The 15,397-nt window shown below is 42.7% G+C and carries 17 protein-coding genes; 12 read left to right on the forward strand and 5 right to left on the reverse strand.

The annotated features are described in order from the left end of the window. Positions 1-16: 16 nt before the first annotated feature. From ACFPIK_RS16030 to ACFPIK_RS16045, 4 genes are all read left to right on the forward strand, one after another. A complete protein-coding gene (locus ACFPIK_RS16030) occupies positions 17-361 on the forward strand; it encodes an STAS domain-containing protein (protein WP_377917079.1) in 345 nt (114 codons plus the stop codon). Then, positions 351-764, forward strand: a complete 414-nt coding sequence (locus ACFPIK_RS16035) for an ATP-binding protein (RefSeq protein ID WP_377917081.1) — start codon at positions 351-353, stop codon at positions 762-764. Before ACFPIK_RS16030 ends, ACFPIK_RS16035 begins: the two co-directional genes overlap by 11 nt. 87 nt (positions 765-851) lie before the next feature. Beyond that, positions 852-2,846: a peptidylprolyl isomerase gene (locus ACFPIK_RS16040; RefSeq protein ID WP_377917083.1), complete on the forward strand. Its 1,995-nt coding sequence runs from the start codon at positions 852-854 to the stop codon at positions 2,844-2,846. A gap of 42 nt (positions 2,847-2,888) precedes the next feature. Next, positions 2,889-4,253 carry a peptidylprolyl isomerase gene (locus ACFPIK_RS16045; RefSeq protein ID WP_377917085.1) on the forward strand — a complete coding sequence of 455 codons (1,365 nt, stop codon included), beginning with the start codon at positions 2,889-2,891 and terminating at the stop codon, positions 4,251-4,253. A 37-nt stretch (positions 4,254-4,290) separates the two neighbouring features. Here the strand turns inward: ACFPIK_RS16045 and ACFPIK_RS16050 are convergent, their stop codons facing one another. Both ACFPIK_RS16050 and ACFPIK_RS16055 read right to left on the reverse strand, forming a co-directional pair. Continuing rightward, positions 4,291-4,611: a hypothetical protein gene (locus ACFPIK_RS16050; protein WP_377917087.1), complete on the reverse strand. Its 321-nt coding sequence runs from the start codon at positions 4,609-4,611 to the stop codon at positions 4,291-4,293. 62 nt (positions 4,612-4,673) lie between these two features. Then, positions 4,674-6,464 carry an ABC transporter ATP-binding protein gene (locus ACFPIK_RS16055; protein WP_377917089.1) on the reverse strand — a complete coding sequence of 597 codons (1,791 nt, stop codon included), beginning with the start codon at positions 6,462-6,464 and terminating at the stop codon, positions 4,674-4,676. Positions 6,465-6,607: 143 nt separating this feature from the next. On the opposite strand from ACFPIK_RS16055, the gene ACFPIK_RS16060 reads away from it, so the two are divergent. From ACFPIK_RS16060 to coaE, 7 genes are all read left to right on the forward strand, one after another. Continuing rightward, a complete protein-coding gene (locus tag ACFPIK_RS16060; RefSeq protein ID WP_377917091.1) occupies positions 6,608-7,708 on the forward strand; it encodes a Glu/Leu/Phe/Val dehydrogenase dimerization domain-containing protein in 1,101 nt (366 codons plus the stop codon). A gap of 120 nt (positions 7,709-7,828) precedes the next feature. Further along, a complete protein-coding gene (nusB, locus tag ACFPIK_RS16065) occupies positions 7,829-9,007 on the forward strand; it encodes a transcription antitermination factor NusB (protein ID WP_377917093.1) in 1,179 nt (392 codons plus the stop codon). 7 nt (positions 9,008-9,014) lie between these two features. Beyond that, on the forward strand, positions 9,015-9,317 hold the full coding sequence (locus ACFPIK_RS16070; RefSeq protein WP_377917095.1) for a YtxH domain-containing protein: 303 nt from the start codon (positions 9,015-9,017) through the stop codon (positions 9,315-9,317). Position 9,318: 1 nt separating this feature from the next. Continuing rightward, positions 9,319-9,858: a DUF1573 domain-containing protein gene (locus tag ACFPIK_RS16075; protein ID WP_377917097.1), complete on the forward strand. Its 540-nt coding sequence runs from the start codon at positions 9,319-9,321 to the stop codon at positions 9,856-9,858. Between the two features lie 3 nt (positions 9,859-9,861). Further along, entirely contained in the window at positions 9,862-10,179 is a 318-nt protein-coding gene (gene yajC, locus ACFPIK_RS16080; RefSeq protein WP_377917142.1) for a preprotein translocase subunit YajC, read from the forward strand. A gap of 7 nt (positions 10,180-10,186) precedes the next feature. Continuing rightward, complete coding sequence (locus ACFPIK_RS16085; protein ID WP_377917099.1) at positions 10,187-11,152, forward strand: YbbR-like domain-containing protein; 966 nt, start codon at positions 10,187-10,189, stop codon at positions 11,150-11,152. Then, the gene (gene coaE / locus ACFPIK_RS16090; protein ID WP_377917101.1) at positions 11,145-11,753 is read left to right on the forward strand and encodes a dephospho-CoA kinase; all 609 of its coding nucleotides are present in this window, start codon (positions 11,145-11,147) and stop codon (positions 11,751-11,753) included. The genes ACFPIK_RS16085 and coaE overlap by 8 nt, the downstream gene beginning before the upstream one ends. 44 nt (positions 11,754-11,797) lie before the next feature. Here the strand turns inward: coaE and ACFPIK_RS16095 are convergent, their stop codons facing one another. The 3 genes from ACFPIK_RS16095 to ACFPIK_RS16105 are packed head-to-tail and all read right to left on the reverse strand — an operon-like array spanning position 11,798 to position 14,345. Next, a complete protein-coding gene (locus tag ACFPIK_RS16095; protein ID WP_377917103.1) occupies positions 11,798-12,217 on the reverse strand; it encodes a nuclear transport factor 2 family protein in 420 nt (139 codons plus the stop codon). A 49-nt stretch (positions 12,218-12,266) separates the two neighbouring features. After that, entirely contained in the window at positions 12,267-13,538 is a 1,272-nt protein-coding gene (gene serS, locus ACFPIK_RS16100) for a serine--tRNA ligase (RefSeq protein WP_377917105.1), read from the reverse strand. A 36-nt stretch (positions 13,539-13,574) separates the two neighbouring features. Continuing rightward, positions 13,575-14,345, reverse strand: coding sequence for a hypothetical protein (locus ACFPIK_RS16105; RefSeq protein WP_377917107.1), 771 nt, complete (start codon positions 14,343-14,345; stop codon positions 13,575-13,577). 74 nt (positions 14,346-14,419) lie between these two features. Between ACFPIK_RS16105 and ACFPIK_RS16110 the strand changes: the two genes are divergently transcribed. Further along, positions 14,420-15,397: an isopenicillin N synthase family dioxygenase gene (locus ACFPIK_RS16110; protein ID WP_377917109.1), complete on the forward strand. Its 978-nt coding sequence runs from the start codon at positions 14,420-14,422 to the stop codon at positions 15,395-15,397.

Consider the following 15,397-nt stretch of genomic DNA (forward strand, 5'->3'; position numbering starts at 1 on the left):
CGTTAAGTGAACAAAAATGCTTCGGTTAGAAAAATCAAAAGAGACCCAATTTGACATACTTAGCCTCCATGGAGAAGTGGATGCCAGCAACTCTGTGATCTTGGATAAAGCGATTCAGGAGCTTTCGGATGGTGGGGCTAAACTTATATTAATAGATGGTAGTCAATTAGAATATATTTCCTCGGCAGGATTGGGAGTCTTTATGTCCTATTTGGAAGATTTTTCTGAAAAGGGAATCCAACTTTCCATTTTTGGACTTTCTCAAAAAGTTTATGAAGTCTTCAAAATCCTAGGTTTGGATCAACTGATTCCGTTATTCTCAACTAAACAGGAAGCCATAGCAGGTACTCATGAAGTCTAAGTTGAATTTATCCTGTCAAACCTCTGCACTTTCAGAGCTAAGGTCCTTTTTGCAAAGGACGCTGACAGGATTTCAGTTAAGCGAGATAGAAAAGCACCAAATTACTTTGGCAGTAGAAGAAGTCTGCGCCAATCTTATCATTCACTCTCACGGGTGCAACCCTGAAGATGAGATTGAGCTGGAAGTAAAAGATCTCAGTGAAGCATTGATTTTTGAAATTACCGACCAAGGCCTTGCTTTCAATCTCTTGGAATATGACGCACCTGATCTGAAAAAAGTAATGGTAGAAAAAAGAAAAGGAGGCTTGGGCATCATTTTGGTAAAGAAAATCATGGATAAAATCGAGTTTGAATCCAACAACGGCAAAAATACCTGCCGACTTATTAAAAAATTCCGTTCCTAATTTTGGTTAAATCCCCTGTACGCAAGGCATTCCACCCGAATTCCTGATAAATTTGTAACATTGCATTTAAAATCTGCTTTCCAATTCATGATTTACCGAACCCTTTCGGCTCTCCTCGCATTTGTTTTTGTAGCATTTCCGGGTTCACACGTAACCCTCGCCTCGGCCCAAGACCAAGGAGAAATTCTCTTGACCATTGGCGGCAAGGCTGTTCAAAAGGACGAGTTGGTCTACCTGATCTCCAAAGGGAAAGGAACGGAAACTGCTATACCCGGACTAAGTAGAGAGGAATTTGAAGAAAATTTCGAGCTTTTTGTCAATTATAAACTCAAGGTCAGGGAAGCAGAATCTTTAGGATTAGATCAATCAGAGGAGTTTCAAAATGAGTTTGGATCATTCAAAGAGACGCTAATTGCACCATTTTTAATCAAAAATTCCCTGGAAGAAGGAGAATTGAGAAAGACCTACTCCAGAATGCAGGAGATCGTCCGTGCAAGCCACATTTTATTCCAATTCCCTCCTAATGCCTCCAATGAAGACAGCTTGATTGTCCTCAAAATGGCCTTGAAAGTTAAAAACGAGATCGAAAATGGAGGTGATATCAATACACTTGCGGTGCAATACTCTGATGATCCATCTGCCAAAACCAATCGGGGTGATTTAGGCTATTTCACCAGCTTGCAGATGGTGCAACCATTTGAAGACGCCGCATTTGGACTTCAAATCGGAAAGGTGTCAGATCCTGTTCTGACCAATTTTGGATACCACATTATTCAGGTTAAAGACAGAAAACCAAATCCAGGACAAGTGAGGGTATCGCATATCCTGGTAAGATTTGATCCTCAAGTACCTGCACAAGAAGATAATGCCAGAAGGAAAATTTCCGATATCTATTCTGAGATCCAGAAGGAATCGACTGTTTGGGAAGATATTGTAAAAACCTTCTCTGAAGATCCCGGGACGAAAGAAAACGGAGGGCTTTTACCCTGGTTTGGAATAGGTGCCATGATCCCTGAGTTTGAGATGGCAGCATTTTCATTGAATGAAATCGGTGAAATATCCCCCCCACTCAAAACCCAATATGGATACCATATTTTGCGCTTGGAAGGCAAGAAGCAATTGGAGTCCTTTGAAGAATTGGAGGAAAGTATCCGGTCCAGAATTTTGAGGGATTCCAGGTCAAGCATGATTCAATCCCAAGTGGTGGCTGTACAAAAAGCCCGATATGGATTCAAGGAAAACGAAGAAAACCTCTCAAAATTCTCACAGGCTTTAAATGAAACTCCAAAATCCAGTTTTGGTGCTGTACTAGAATCATCTAATTTTTTGTCCACCGAATTATTTACCCTCCAAGGCAAAAAATTCAATGGTTCGGATCTTTGGAGATTCATGCAGGAAGATGAATACATTCCTAGAGGTAACGGTGGTACGTTCGATGTGTGGTATGAAAGGTTTGTATCTCAAGTCCTGTCCAAAACGGAAGAACAAGACCTGGAAGCAAACAATAAGGAATACGGAATGCTACTTAAGGAGTATAGAGATGGTATTTTGTTATTTTCCCTCATGAACCAGGAAGTTTGGCAGAAAGGGATTTCTGATTCATTAGGCCAGGTTGAGTTTTACAGAAAAAATATAACAAACTACCAATGGAAAAATCGGGTAGAGGCTTCCATTGTCAGAGTAATCGATCAGACCAAACTTGAGTCGGCAAGAAAAGCACTCCAAAATTCAGGCTTTAATCCTACCGTATTCCAAAACTTTGAATCAAACTTCAAAGCCAATTCTCCTTTGGCATTCACCACCGAATCGGGCACCTTTGAATACCAAGACCACCAAGTTTTGTCAAAGGTAGACTTAAATTTGCCCTACCAAGAACTAGTGGTGGACGGTAGTACCTTTCTGGTTAACCTTGGTCAAAAAATACCAGCAGGTCCACGCAAATTCGAAGAATCCAGAGGACTTGTCATCCGAGATTACCAAGAATACCTCGAAAATACCCTTACCCAAAAACTGAAAGGAAAATATCCTATTCAGGTCAATAATACCGTTAAAGAAGAAGCTTTTGTGGCATTGAATCAATAACATTTGATCCATACATCTTCACTGAACAGACATTAAGCACTTATGAACTTATTACACCGACTTCTTCCGAGCCTTTTGGGTTTCTTGATTTTGGCAAATGTGTACGGCCAAGAAACTCCTCCGACGGGACAGGTTGTGGATAAAATTGTAGCCAAAGTTGACAACAATATCGTGTTGGAATCTGAGGTTCAAAAGACCTACATTGAAGCTATCGCCCAATCCCAACAAGGAATGGAAGCTCCAAACAGATGCTCAGTCTTCGAAAGTTTACTGATCAACAAACTGATGGTGGCCAAGGCTGAGATTGACTCCGTGGTCGTCACAGATGCTGAGGTGCTTGTACAGACAAATAATCGGTTCAGTATGGTCATGCAGCAATTTGGTGGCGATGAAAATATGCTTGCTGAAATTTATGGTAAGACGGCAGACCAATTGAAAGCTGAAATCGAAGATGTGATTCGAGAGCAGCTAATCGTGCAAAAAATGAGATCAAAGATTACAGAAGGAATCACGGTTTCACCGGCTGAGGTTAGAGCATTTTTCAATGCGATTCCAAAAGATTCACTTCCTCTTTTTACCTCAGAAGCTACGGTTGGGCAAATTGTCCGAAAACCTACACCAAGTCTTGACCTTAGGGATAAAATCATCAGCCAGTTATTGGGATTCAAACAAGATATTTTAAGTGGAAAATCAACGTTCGCAGAGTTAGCTACCAAATATTCCGAAGATCCGGGATCGGCAGCTCAAGGAGGTGATCTTGGTTTTTTCCGAAGAGGCGAATTGGCTCCTGAATATGAAGCAACTTCATTAGGACTAAGACCGGGTGAGATCTCGGATCCGGTGGAGACCCAATTTGGTTTTCATATGATTCAGTTGTTGGAGATCAAAGGAAACACTTATAACACGAGGCATATCCTTCGAATTCCCAAAGCAACCGAAGAAGATATCCTAAAGGCTGAACGATATTTGGACAGTCTCAAAAAGGAAATTATTTCAGGTAAAATCGATTTTGCAAAGGCGGCTAAGGAATATTCAGACGATAGAGCGACTTCGGATGCAGGGGGTTTTTTTACTGACCCTGCTACCAATTCAAATAGATTATCTCTAAGAACTTTAGAAGATCCTGTGCTTTATTTTACCATCGACACAATGAAAGTAGGAGACATAACTCCTCCTCTTCGTTTTGAAGATCCTAGAGAAGGCACCAAAGTGAGGATTCTGTTCTACAAAGCCAGATATCCTGCACACAAGGCGAATCTTGAGGATGACTATGAAAAGTTGAAGGCCGCCACACTCAGGAGAAAAGAAGATGAAATACTGAGTAAATGGTTTGTGACGGCAAAAGAAGATGTGTTCATTGACATTGATCCATCTTATGACCGATGCAATGCCCTACAGGATAAATGATAAACGCCCCGCTTGAAATTTAAGCGGGGCGTTTTTTTCATTTACTTCTTCCAAAGAGGACTTTTGCTCCTTCAATCAATAGACCCAATCCTTCTTTGAATAGTCCCTTAGACTCTTCCAAACGCGGTTCGAGTCGCTCTTTTTGTTCTTGGTATTCTCTTTCCAGGATCTCTTTGGCTTTTTGAAGTTCAGCCTCTAAGGTGGTTTTGTTCTCCTTGAGCTCACTGATTTTCTTTTCGAGTTCGTCTTTGAGCTCAGCCCCTGCATCAGCTCCTTTTTTCAAAAGCTCTTCGATCTTCAAGCCAAGTTCTTGAAGTATTTCTTCTAATTCCTGGGTGGATGTTTTCCTTTCAGACATAGCCAAGTATAATTAGTTGAAAAACCAAGATAGCAATTCTTTATTCAATGGAGGCATGAAAATCATCCTTCAATTGGTTCCCCTGAATTAGTCTGTTTTTCAAACAGGTCGGCGTAAACCCCTTTTTTGGCCATCAAACTCTCATGATTTCCCTGTTCGATGATCCTTCCTTCATCCAATACAATGATTTGATCTGCTAGTTTGGCTGAAGAAACCCGATGAGAAATAATGATGGAGGTCCGATTCTCCATTATTTTCTTCAAAGCTGTAAGAATCGCATTTTCTGTCTTCGTATCGACTGCAGATAAACAGTCGTCCAGAATCATAATTTTAGGCTCCTTGGCAATGGCTCTTGCGATGGAAACCCGTTGCTTTTGCCCTCCCGACAGCGTAATTCCACGCTCTCCAAGCATGGTTTCAAACCCTTTCGGAAAATCGATAATGTTTTGGTAGACATCCGCATCCTTGGCTGCTTTTTCGATCAAAGCCATATCCGGATGATCTAAACCAAAAGCAATGTTATTGGCAATGGTATCTGAGAACAAAAAAACATCCTGGGGTACAAAACCCATTTGCTTACGCAAGCTCGAGATCGAATACCGTTGAATATTTTTCCCATCGATAAGAATCTCCCCCATAGTGGGATCATACATTCTCAGGAGCAGGTTGGCGATCGTAGATTTTCCTGAACCGGTGGTACCTATGATACCTAGGGTCTGACCCGCTTTGATTTGGAAGGAAACATCGTTCAATGCCCTAATCCCCGAATCAGGATAGACAAAAGAAAGGTTACTTACTTCAATATCTCCTTCCAGTATTGCCTCCAAGTTTTCCTGGCTTACAATATCATTTTGGATATCCAAAAACTCGTTAATCCGGGTCTGGGAGGCCGCTGCCCGCTGCACAATACTCGTCACCCATCCTAGCGAGGTCACGGGCCAAGTCAAAATATTGACATAAAGAATAAACTCAGCGATGACGCCATACCCAATCTCTCCCTGAATGACCATCATACCACCTGCATAGACCGTGATGATGGTAGAAATTCCGACCAAAGCCATAATCAATGGGAAAAATAGAGCATTGACTTTGGTAAGCTCAATGGATTTATGCTTGTATTCCTCACTCGCTTCGGCAAATTGTCTGGCAGAATCCTCTTCTCTAACAAAAGCTTTTAAAACCCTGATTCCTGAAAAGGCTTCCTGCACAAAGGTGCTGAGACTGGAGAGACTTTTTTGAATTTTTTCAGATCGCTCATTGATCAGGTTATTGACAAAATAGATGCTCAGTGAGAGTACAGGTAGAGGTAGCAAAGAATAAAGGGTTAATTCTGCATTGACCGAGATCATGTAAGAAATAACCAGAGGAAACAGAATGAGCAGATTGAGCCCGTACATGATTGCTGGTCCAAGGTACATCCTCACTCGGCTGACGTCCTCCGATATCCTAGCCATCAGGTCTCCTGTACTATTTTTCCTGTAAAAGCTAAGAGGGAGATTTTGGTAATGTTCAAAAATCTCATTCTTCATATCATATTCCACGTGACGGGACATGATGATGATGGTCTGTCGGATAAGAAAGAGAAAAAAGCCCCTTAGCAAGGCCATCACAAGGATTAAAATCCCAAAAACAAAGACAAATTCCAGAAAAATTCCCCTGGCGATTTCCCCCATTCCACCCTTGGTCAAGGGCCGAAAAAGGGAGAAACTCTCCACCACATAATCTATGGCGATTCGGACCAACTGGGCAGGAATAATTACGAAGATGTTGGAGATCACAGTAAACAGTATCCCCAAAAGCAATAAACCCTTGTATTTGTATAAATACTTATTGATTCTCCAAAGCGGCTTCACCAAATAAAAACTTTTAAATGTAGGATAAACTTGCAGAAACTTTTGACAAGGAAACTTTGAGGGCCGATAAAAGTATTTAATTTTGTATCAGCCTCAAGTAAGGCAAGACCCAAATATAACATAATCTAAAAAGGTAAGTTCACATGTTAGAGATTAATGCAACTGAAACTGTTCGAGAGGGTTCAATTTTTGGTCAGATCACGACCATGGATCATGAGCAGCTAGTGATCTGTCAGGACCAAGCCACAGGCCTTAAGGCGTTGATTGGAATTCATAACACCGTATTAGGACCGGCATTGGGAGGGACTCGTATGTGGCCATATGCTACGGAAGAAGAAGCCATCACTGACGTACTTCGTCTTTCCAGAGGGATGACCTTCAAAAATTCCCTCGCAGGTCTCAACCTCGGCGGTGGAAAAGCAGTAATCATCGGAGATCCAAAATTGAAAAGTGAGGCGTTTTTGAGAAGATTTGGTCGATTTGTAGAGAGCCTCGGAGGAAGATATGTCACAGCTGAGGATGTGAACATGAAGACCTCTGACATGGAATACATTGCGATGGAAACGCGTCACGTGACCGGACTGCCCCAAATCAAAGGTGGAGCAGGAGACCCGTCACCTGTCACTGCATTTGGCGTGTACATGGGAATGAAAGCCGCTGCGAAAAAAGCTTTCGGTTCAGATTCTCTTGCAGGCAAAAAGATCGGAGTACAGGGAGTCGGCCAAGTCGGTAAATATCTGATCAATTATTTGGTTAAGGAAGGCGCAGAGATTCTTGTCACTGATATTTTCGAAGACAAGCTTCGCGAAGTAGCCAATTCTACCGGTGCCACTGTGGTAGATCCTCACGTGATCTACGACCTGCCAATGGATATCTATGCCCCTTGCGCACTGGGTGCTACTATCAATGACCAGACCATTGACAGACTGAAATGTGCTGTTATTGCTGGAGGCGCAAACAATCAGCTGAAGGATGAAGCCAAACACGGAAAGATGCTGATGGAAAAAGGAATCATCTATGCTCCTGACTTCCTGATCAATGCTGGAGGAGTGATCAATGTCGGAGCCGAATATTATGGTGACTACCATGAGGAGACTGTCTTTGCTCAGACAGAGAAAATTTACAACACATGTCTTTCTATTTTGGACAAGTCTGAAAAGGAAAACATCCCCGCGCAGCAAGCGGCTATCGAAGCCGCCAAAGCAAGAATAGAAGCAATAGGAAGGGTTAAACTACCTTACTGATAACTAACTGAAATTCATAATCAAACCACCGGGAGTCGCCTTTCGGTGGTTTTTTTGTCCTTTTCAAAATGGGGCGAAGCCCATTCTTATTCCCTATATTTGCAGCTCTTAAACGAATCTATGCTAAACAGAAGAATCCTCAGGGTCAAGGCATTTCAAAACCTTTATGCCTATGAACAATGCAAAGGATCAAATCTCAATCTGGCTAAAGACTTCATACGGGAGTCTTTTCTACCTGACCTCAACAGTATGGAGGTGCAGGACAAAGCCGCTCTAAATCGAGACGCTGAGGAGGCTGTCCGTCTTTTTGACCAAAATCTGGAAAGTGATCAGCTTTTGAAATCTTCTGACTCAAGTCCAAAAATCAAGAAGGTAGTCCTTGAGGCACTCAAGCAGTTTAATGCGGCCAATGAGAAGGACAGACAATTTTTGCTGAAAAACATGATTGCATCGGCAGAGCGTATTCCTCAGCTATTTCTCACTGCAATCGAACTGCTCTTGGCATTTGCGAAGCATATTGAAAAGGATCTCGAAAAGAAGAAAAAACTCGCCGGAGATCAACCCTTTGCTTTTGGAAATGAGCTAAATCTCGCCCAAAACAAAGTCCTCCTGAAAATCAGAGAATCTCAAAGCTACCGGGCTGCAATTGCCAGAAACAACGTACATCTGGACGATTTGGAGCTGGAAATCAGAGAATGGTTTCGAGACTACATCAAGCCCTCTGAGACCTATCAGGAGTACCTTCAGGTCGCGGATCCTAGTTTGGAACAAGACTTTGAAGCCGCTGACGATCTATTGAAGAAAATCATCTTCAAAAATGAAGTGATCCTCAATTACTTCTCGGAGAAAGATCTCAACTGGACGGAAAACAAATCGATCGTACGCAGCCTTGCTTCCAAAGTCTTGAAAAATGCAGCTACCGAGCCCGAAGCAGATCCAGTACCCGAAATCGCGATCAATTGGGATGAAGACAAAGAGTTTTTTCAAAATATCTTTAACTTCACCATCGAAAATGATTCAGCCAGTAAGGCACTTATCACTCAAAAAACCAAAAATTGGGATATCGAGCGACTTGCATTTACAGACAAAGTAATCATCTCCATGGCGCTTGCCGAAATGAAAAACTTTCCAAGCATCCCCGTGAAAGTAACCATCAATGAATACATTGATATCTCCAAAACCTACAGTACACCCAAGAGCAAGCAGTTTGTGAATGGACTATTGGATGTTTTGGCAAAAGAATTAACCGACAGCGGCCAAATTCGTAAAAGCGGACGAGGACTTTTGGACAATAAATAACTTTACCATGAGCAAAAGCACAAACACCTTATTAGCATTTGTCGTCGGCGCAGGAGTGGGTGCCGCACTTGGAATTCTTTTTGCCCCTGATACAGGTGCAAATACCAGAGACAAACTTTCTTTCAAATTGTCCAAATACAAAAAAGAGCTTGAAGACTTGATCAGCGAGCTCGTAGACGGAAAAGAGCTCCACCTCAATGAAGCCAAATCAGAAGGAAAGCGAGTGATATCTGAAGCCAAAAACAAGGCTGAAAATCTGCTTAATGATGTGAATAAATTAATCGATCAAATAAACCAAGGTAAAAACTAATATGAAAATCAATCTGTTGAGCGCTGTCGCCTTGTCGGCAGTCATGATGGTTTCCTGTTCCCAAAAAGGTGACGACCAAGCTGAAAAAATCAAAGCGTTGGAAGACAAAATTGCGGCTTTGGAAGGCGCAAACACTGCTGTAAATCCTGTCAACGCCCAAACCACAACTGAAGCAGATCCAAGCACCTTGGGCAGCTTCCAGTTTGCTGAGATGGAATATGATTTTGGTACAATCAACGAAGGTCAGGTAATTGAACACCTGTTCAACTTCACCAACAACGGTCAGGCTCCTTTGGTCATCTCCAACATCACCGCATCTTGCGGATGTACCAGCCCTGACTGGACCAAAACACCTGTACAGCCAGGAGAACAAGGATTTGTAAAGGTAGTATTCAACTCTGCTGCCAAATCCGGTGCACAAGCTCCTACGGTGACCATTCAGGCAAACACCAATCCAACCGTGACTCGTCTGAGAATGAAGGGAAGTGTTACACCTAAATTAGCCGGCGCTGCTGCACCTGCGGGACCTTTGAAAAGATAAATGATGATTAACACAGTATTAGCCCAAGCCGCTGCTGGCGGAGGCGGGATTCTTGGACAAGTATTTCTGTTTGGATCTATCATTTTGATCATGTATTTCTTTATGATCAGACCGCAGCAGAAAAAGCAGAAAGAAACCAAGAAGTTTATCGAAGAAATCAAAAAAGGAGATGACGTAGTCACTATTGGCGGTATACACGGTAAAGTGTACAGTGTAGATGGGGATACCGTACAATTGGAACTGGATAGGGGACTGAAAGTCAAAATAGAAAAATCAGCCATCTCTCTGGATTTCTCCAAAAAGACAAGTCCAACCAAATAATTAAGCCTTGCCTGAACACAAAAACTCCTCTTGGAGGATTTCTTCAAAAAAACTCTCAAATCTAAAAGTGGTAGTTCTCTGCATTCTTGCAGCTACCACTTTTTGGATTTTAAATGCCCTCAACAAGGACAATTACAATACTATTGTCGATTACCCGATCCAATGGGAGTTTGACAGAGAAAATTTTGTGCCAGTCAAGCCCCTGCCGGAAAGTGTCCAAATCCAAATCTCAGGAAATGGATGGGACCTGCTCAGGAAATATTTTAACCTGAACGAGCCCCCATTTTCAATCATCTTGGCCGAACCCTCCTCAAGGAGTTTTATTCTCACCTCCGAGTTAAAAAGACCCCTCGGTGAATTTATCACTCCTACCCAATTGGAAGGCCTTTTAGAGGATACGATCCATTTTCAGATAGACAAGATCATTACCCAAACCTTGATCCCGGTTTTGGATACAGCCGGATACAGTCTGGCCAAAAACATTGAGATAGAGGAAGAAGTACAGTTTCTCCCGGCAAAAATCACACTGAAGGGTCCTTCCTCCATTCTGGAAGCTTTTAATGGTAAATTCCCGGTTCAATTAAATGAATCGAAGATTGATTCCCGCTTTTCAAAAAAGGTAGCGCTTACACTCAACAAAAATCTGGAAGAACTGATCCAAATAGAACAACCGGAAATTGAAGTCAATTTTGAAATCGTTCGATACTTGGAAGGTAACAAAAGATTAAAAGTAAAAAAGATCAACTTCCCAAGGTCAGTGACGCTGGAAAATGAAGAAATTACCCCAATGATGACCTACTTGGTGGATGAGAAAAAAGTCGGAGAATTGAAAGATATGGAGTTCGAAGCTATCCTCAATTACTCCACTCGAAACCGAGAGGACAGTACCATTACCCTGAGTATATCCCCAAAGCCTACTTTTCTGAAGGATCTGAAAATCGATCCTCCACTGATTAAACTGAAATATGAATAAGCCAAAGCCATTTTTGGTAGGTGTCACAGGGGGTATAGGTTCGGGAAAATCGACCGTTTGCAGAATATTCTCGATTTTAGGGATTCCAGTATACGCTGCAGATGATCGGGCAAAGTGGCTGATGGCAAACGACCCAAACTTGAAAAAAGAAATTTCCTCCCAGTTTGGAGAAAAGTCTTTTTTGGAAGACGGCTCGCTCAATCGGGCATTTTTGGCTGAAGAGGTATTCTCAGACCCTGAAAAAGTAAAAAAAATAAATGCCTTAGTGCACCCGGCTGTAGGGGAGGATTTCAAAAAATGGACAAAGGAACAATCGGCACCTTACTTGATCAAAGAAGCTGCTTTGCTTTTTGAATCCGGATCTTACAAAGAGCTTGATTACATCATCAACGTAAGCTCTCCACTAAAGATCAGAGTTGCTCGAGTTCTGCTCAGAGACCCACACCGCTCAGAAGATCAAGTAAATCATATCATCGATCAGCAGATGCCCGATGAGCAGAAAAATGAATTGGCTGACTATGTGATCAAAAACAATGACAGCAAACTCATCCTTCCTCAAGTATTGGAGATTCACCAAAAACTTTGCGCGCTACAGAAATAAATTCTGAAAAGGCTTAAGGGAAGAATTGAGATGCATTTTCCAATCTAGTCCAGAGGCTTTTCATCCCAAGACTTATGGACAATTTTCCATTTCCCGTCCATTTTTAGCAAAGTCAAAAAATCATAGTAGTAAATCCCAGGCCAGTAAAGCTCGGTTTCGACCAAGGCCATGTTTCCGACAATCCGAATAGCTTTGATCTCATTTTTATAGAGACTTGGATCACGGGGACTACCCATGGAGGTACCTGCAGCCCACTCCTCAAATGGTGTGACAAACAGCCGATCTCCCCTATACCCGATCAGGCGAGCTTCTGAGAAAAAAGCCTCCTCCAGTTTGCCCCGGTCTCGCTGAATCATGCCATCAAAGTACAACTGCACCGTGTGCGATACTGCTTCGAGCTCGGCTGACTGAGCAAAACTCCACGAGGGAAGTAACATTAAGAAAAAGAAAAGAAACCGTTTCATTAGAGTCTAGCATAAAAAACCCGCCTCGATCGATCGAGGCGGGTTTGAATCAGATTTTATCAAATCCCAAGTAAGGTTGAAGCACCTTCGGCATCAAAATACCCTCCGGTGTCTGATTATTTTCCAAAATAGCAGCTACAATTCTGGGCAAGGCCAAGGCGCTTCCATTTAATGAATGAGCCAATTGCGCCTTTTTATCTTCTCCTTTGAATCTCAACTTCAGGCGGTTGGTCTGATAAGTCTCAAAATTGGAGACAGAACTCACCTCCAGCCAACGCTCCTGAGCAGCAGAGAAGACTTCCATATCATAAGTCAAAGCGGATGTGAAGCCCATATCGCCTCCACAAAGCCTGAGTACACGGTATGGCAATTCGAGCTTTTGAAGCAATCCCTGCACATAGCTACTCATACTCTCCAAAGCCTCATAAGACTGGTCTGGGTGGGTAATCTGGACAATTTCGACTTTGTCAAATTGATGGAGTCTGTTCAACCCCCTCACGTGAGCACCCCAAGAACCTGCTTCTCTTCTAAAACAAGGGGTATAACCCACGTTTTTGACCGGCAAATCTGTCTCATTCAGGATCACATCCCTGTACAAGTTGGTCAGTGGCACCTCAGCTGTAGGAATTAAATACAAATTGTCAGCTGAAGCAAAGTACATCTGTCCCTCTTTGTCAGGCAGCTGTCCTGTACCATAGCCCGAATCTTCATTCACTAAAATCGGCGGCTGAACTTCCAAGTATCCAGCAGCCAAGGCCTGATCGAGGAAAAAGTTAATCAAGGCACGCTGAAGTCTTGCTCCTTTTCCTTTGTAAACCGGAAAGCCTGCCCCCGTAATCTTCACTCCAAGATCAAAATCGATGATATCATACTTTTTGATCAGTTCCCAATGAGGCAATTTCCCTTCGAAAAGCGCAGGAATCTCACCGTGACTGAGAACCACCTCGTTGTCTTCCGCGGATTTTCCTGTGGGCACGGACGTATGAGGCACATTTGGAATGGTATACAGAAGCGCCTTCAGATCTTCTTCAGCTTTGGCATTTTGCTCGTCCAATTCCTTGATTTGAACCTTGATTTCTGCGGTACGCTCACGGATGGCAGACGCTTCATCGGCTTTGCCCTCCTTCATCAAGCTCCCGATTTGCTTGGAAATCGTATTGGCCTCTGCCTGAATCTGATCTCGCTGTGATTGTGTGGATTTTCGAAGATCATCCAAGGCAACGAGTTGCTCAAGGATAGTTTCAACGTTTGGAATATTTCGCTTTTGCAAACCGGCCAGCACTTGGGCGTAGTTTTCCCGGATTTGATTTACTAAGAGCATGATAAAATCGAAGTTTGAAGGGCCAAAGATAATTACTTATCGGACAAAGACAGTTTTTGAGACGGTGGAGAAAGGTCCCTCCAGTTCTTTATTGTCTGATCTCAAGAGTTGGATTTTCAACTGATAATCTCCTTTGGGAAGGTTGGAGACACGGACAGGGGACATTCGGTTTACTTCGCAGGAAAACTCATTAACAAAAATTTTAACCTTTAATCCATCCAATTTCATGTCACCACCAAGCACCAAAAAATCAATCACCAATTCCTCTCCCAAAGAGACAATCTGGGCATTTTTGGGTTGATGTAGTGCCAAATAGGGTTCTGCTGAATAAGGAAACGGGCGTGAATCACCGACCAAAAAATCCCTATCTATATAATTGCCAAAGCTTTTCAGGGCAAAGCCATCGTCATCCACCAAATAAGCGACTGTCCGATAGGTTCCTACAGTAAGTTCTCTTTGGAAAATAGGAGAAAGGTATCCAACGGGATCCCCCCCATTGAGAATCATGAAAAGCCGAGCATTTCCGCCTCCGGTATTCTGCAGATCAAAGTTTTTCACATTAAACTCAAAGGGGACCTTTCCAGGCTTGAACACTTGGTTTCCCAATGGAGTGTATAACTCCAAAATAGCATCTGGATAATTGGAAGAATCTTCGTATTGGTAAAAAGATACACTTGGCAAGGCAGCACCTTGTTCCCCGATTACCTGGTTTTCATCAGCTGCTGATTCATTGATTTTTTTTTTGTCCTCACTGCAAGAAAGCATCAACAGGCCAAAGAGTAGAGGGATAATCAGGAATTTATTCATGCCGCACCAAGATTGAGTCTAAAGATATTTATTTTTGAAGAATTCAAGGAACTCATAACTAAACTACACCCACAATGGAAATCTTATTCGATGAAATTCCAAGTTTGGATTTGGCTGATTTTACCTCAGGAAATCCGGAGCAAAAAGCAGCTTTTGTCAAAAAGCTGGGAGAGGCCTATCAGAATATCGGATTTGTTGCCATCAAAAATCATGGTCTTTCCAAAGACCTCCAAGATAGACTCTATGGATCAATCAAATCCTTTTTTGCTTTGCCTGATGAAGTGAAATCCAAGTACGAAAAACCTGAAATCGGATATCAGCGAGGATATACAGGAAAAGGAAAAGAGCACGCTAAAGGGAGAAATACAGGGGATCTGAAAGAGTTTTATCACGTCGGTCAAGAACTTGCCTTGATCCCTGATTCAGATCCGATTAAGTCAGAGTATCCGGCTAACCTCTGGCCAGAGGAGATCCCGCAGTTTAAGCAGGATGCAATAGAAGCCTACCAGACACTCGAAAATGCGGGTAAACAGATGCTTCGGGCAATTGCCTTGAATCTGGAACTTCCGGAAGATTACTTTGAAGACAAAGTAGCCCATGGTAACTCCATTCTACGCCAAATCCACTATTTCCCAATTGAGAATCCTGATGAAGTCCCTGCGGATGCAGTGAGAGCAGCCGAGCACGGTGACATCAACCTGATCACGCTGCTGATGGGAGCAAGTGCGGATGGCCTTCAGGTTTTGAGAAAAGATGGCAAGTGGATCCCAATTACTGCGCTACCGGATCAGCTGGTGGTAAATGTGGGCGACATGCTGGAGCGCTTGACTAATAAAAAATTGAAATCGACCATTCATCGAGTAGTCAATCCTCCTCGTGAACTGATGCATACCAGCAGGTATTCGATCCCATTTTTTATGCATCCGAGGTCAGAAATGGATCTAACTTGCTTGGAAAGCTGCATCGATGAAAGCAATCCAAAGCAATTTACCGATGCAACTGCAGGAGAATTTTTGGAAGAGAGACTCCGGGAATTAGGACTCAGAAAATAG

It is taken from the genome of Algoriphagus aquatilis (assembly GCF_042657405.1).
In the GTDB taxonomy this organism is placed as follows: Bacteria; Bacteroidota; Bacteroidia; order Cytophagales; family Cyclobacteriaceae; genus Algoriphagus; species Algoriphagus aquatilis.

Coding starts and splice junctions, on each gene's coding strand:
- ACFPIK_RS16030 (WP_377917079.1), top strand. CDS start 17: ATGCTTCGGTTAGAAAAATCAAAAGAGACCCAATTTGACATACTTAGC.
- coaE (WP_377917101.1), top strand. CDS start 11,145: ATGAATAAGCCAAAGCCATTTTTGGTAGGTGTCACAGGGGGTATAGGT.
- yajC (WP_377917142.1), top strand. CDS start 9,862: ATGATTAACACAGTATTAGCCCAAGCCGCTGCTGGCGGAGGCGGGATT.
- nusB (WP_377917093.1), top strand. CDS start 7,829: ATGCTAAACAGAAGAATCCTCAGGGTCAAGGCATTTCAAAACCTTTAT.
- ACFPIK_RS16075 (WP_377917097.1), top strand. CDS start 9,319: ATGAAAATCAATCTGTTGAGCGCTGTCGCCTTGTCGGCAGTCATGATG.
- ACFPIK_RS16050 (WP_377917087.1), bottom strand. CDS start 4,611: ATGTCTGAAAGGAAAACATCCACCCAGGAATTAGAAGAAATACTTCAA.
- ACFPIK_RS16070 (WP_377917095.1), top strand. CDS start 9,015: ATGAGCAAAAGCACAAACACCTTATTAGCATTTGTCGTCGGCGCAGGA.
- serS (WP_377917105.1), bottom strand. CDS start 13,538: ATGCTCTTAGTAAATCAAATCCGGGAAAACTACGCCCAAGTGCTGGCC.
- ACFPIK_RS16035 (WP_377917081.1), top strand. CDS start 351: ATGAAGTCTAAGTTGAATTTATCCTGTCAAACCTCTGCACTTTCAGAG.
- ACFPIK_RS16105 (WP_377917107.1), bottom strand. CDS start 14,345: ATGAATAAATTCCTGATTATCCCTCTACTCTTTGGCCTGTTGATGCTT.
- ACFPIK_RS16045 (WP_377917085.1), top strand. CDS start 2,889: ATGAACTTATTACACCGACTTCTTCCGAGCCTTTTGGGTTTCTTGATT.
- ACFPIK_RS16060 (WP_377917091.1), top strand. CDS start 6,608: ATGTTAGAGATTAATGCAACTGAAACTGTTCGAGAGGGTTCAATTTTT.
- ACFPIK_RS16095 (WP_377917103.1), bottom strand. CDS start 12,217: ATGAAACGGTTTCTTTTCTTTTTCTTAATGTTACTTCCCTCGTGGAGT.
- ACFPIK_RS16040 (WP_377917083.1), top strand. CDS start 852: ATGATTTACCGAACCCTTTCGGCTCTCCTCGCATTTGTTTTTGTAGCA.
- ACFPIK_RS16110 (WP_377917109.1), top strand. CDS start 14,420: ATGGAAATCTTATTCGATGAAATTCCAAGTTTGGATTTGGCTGATTTT.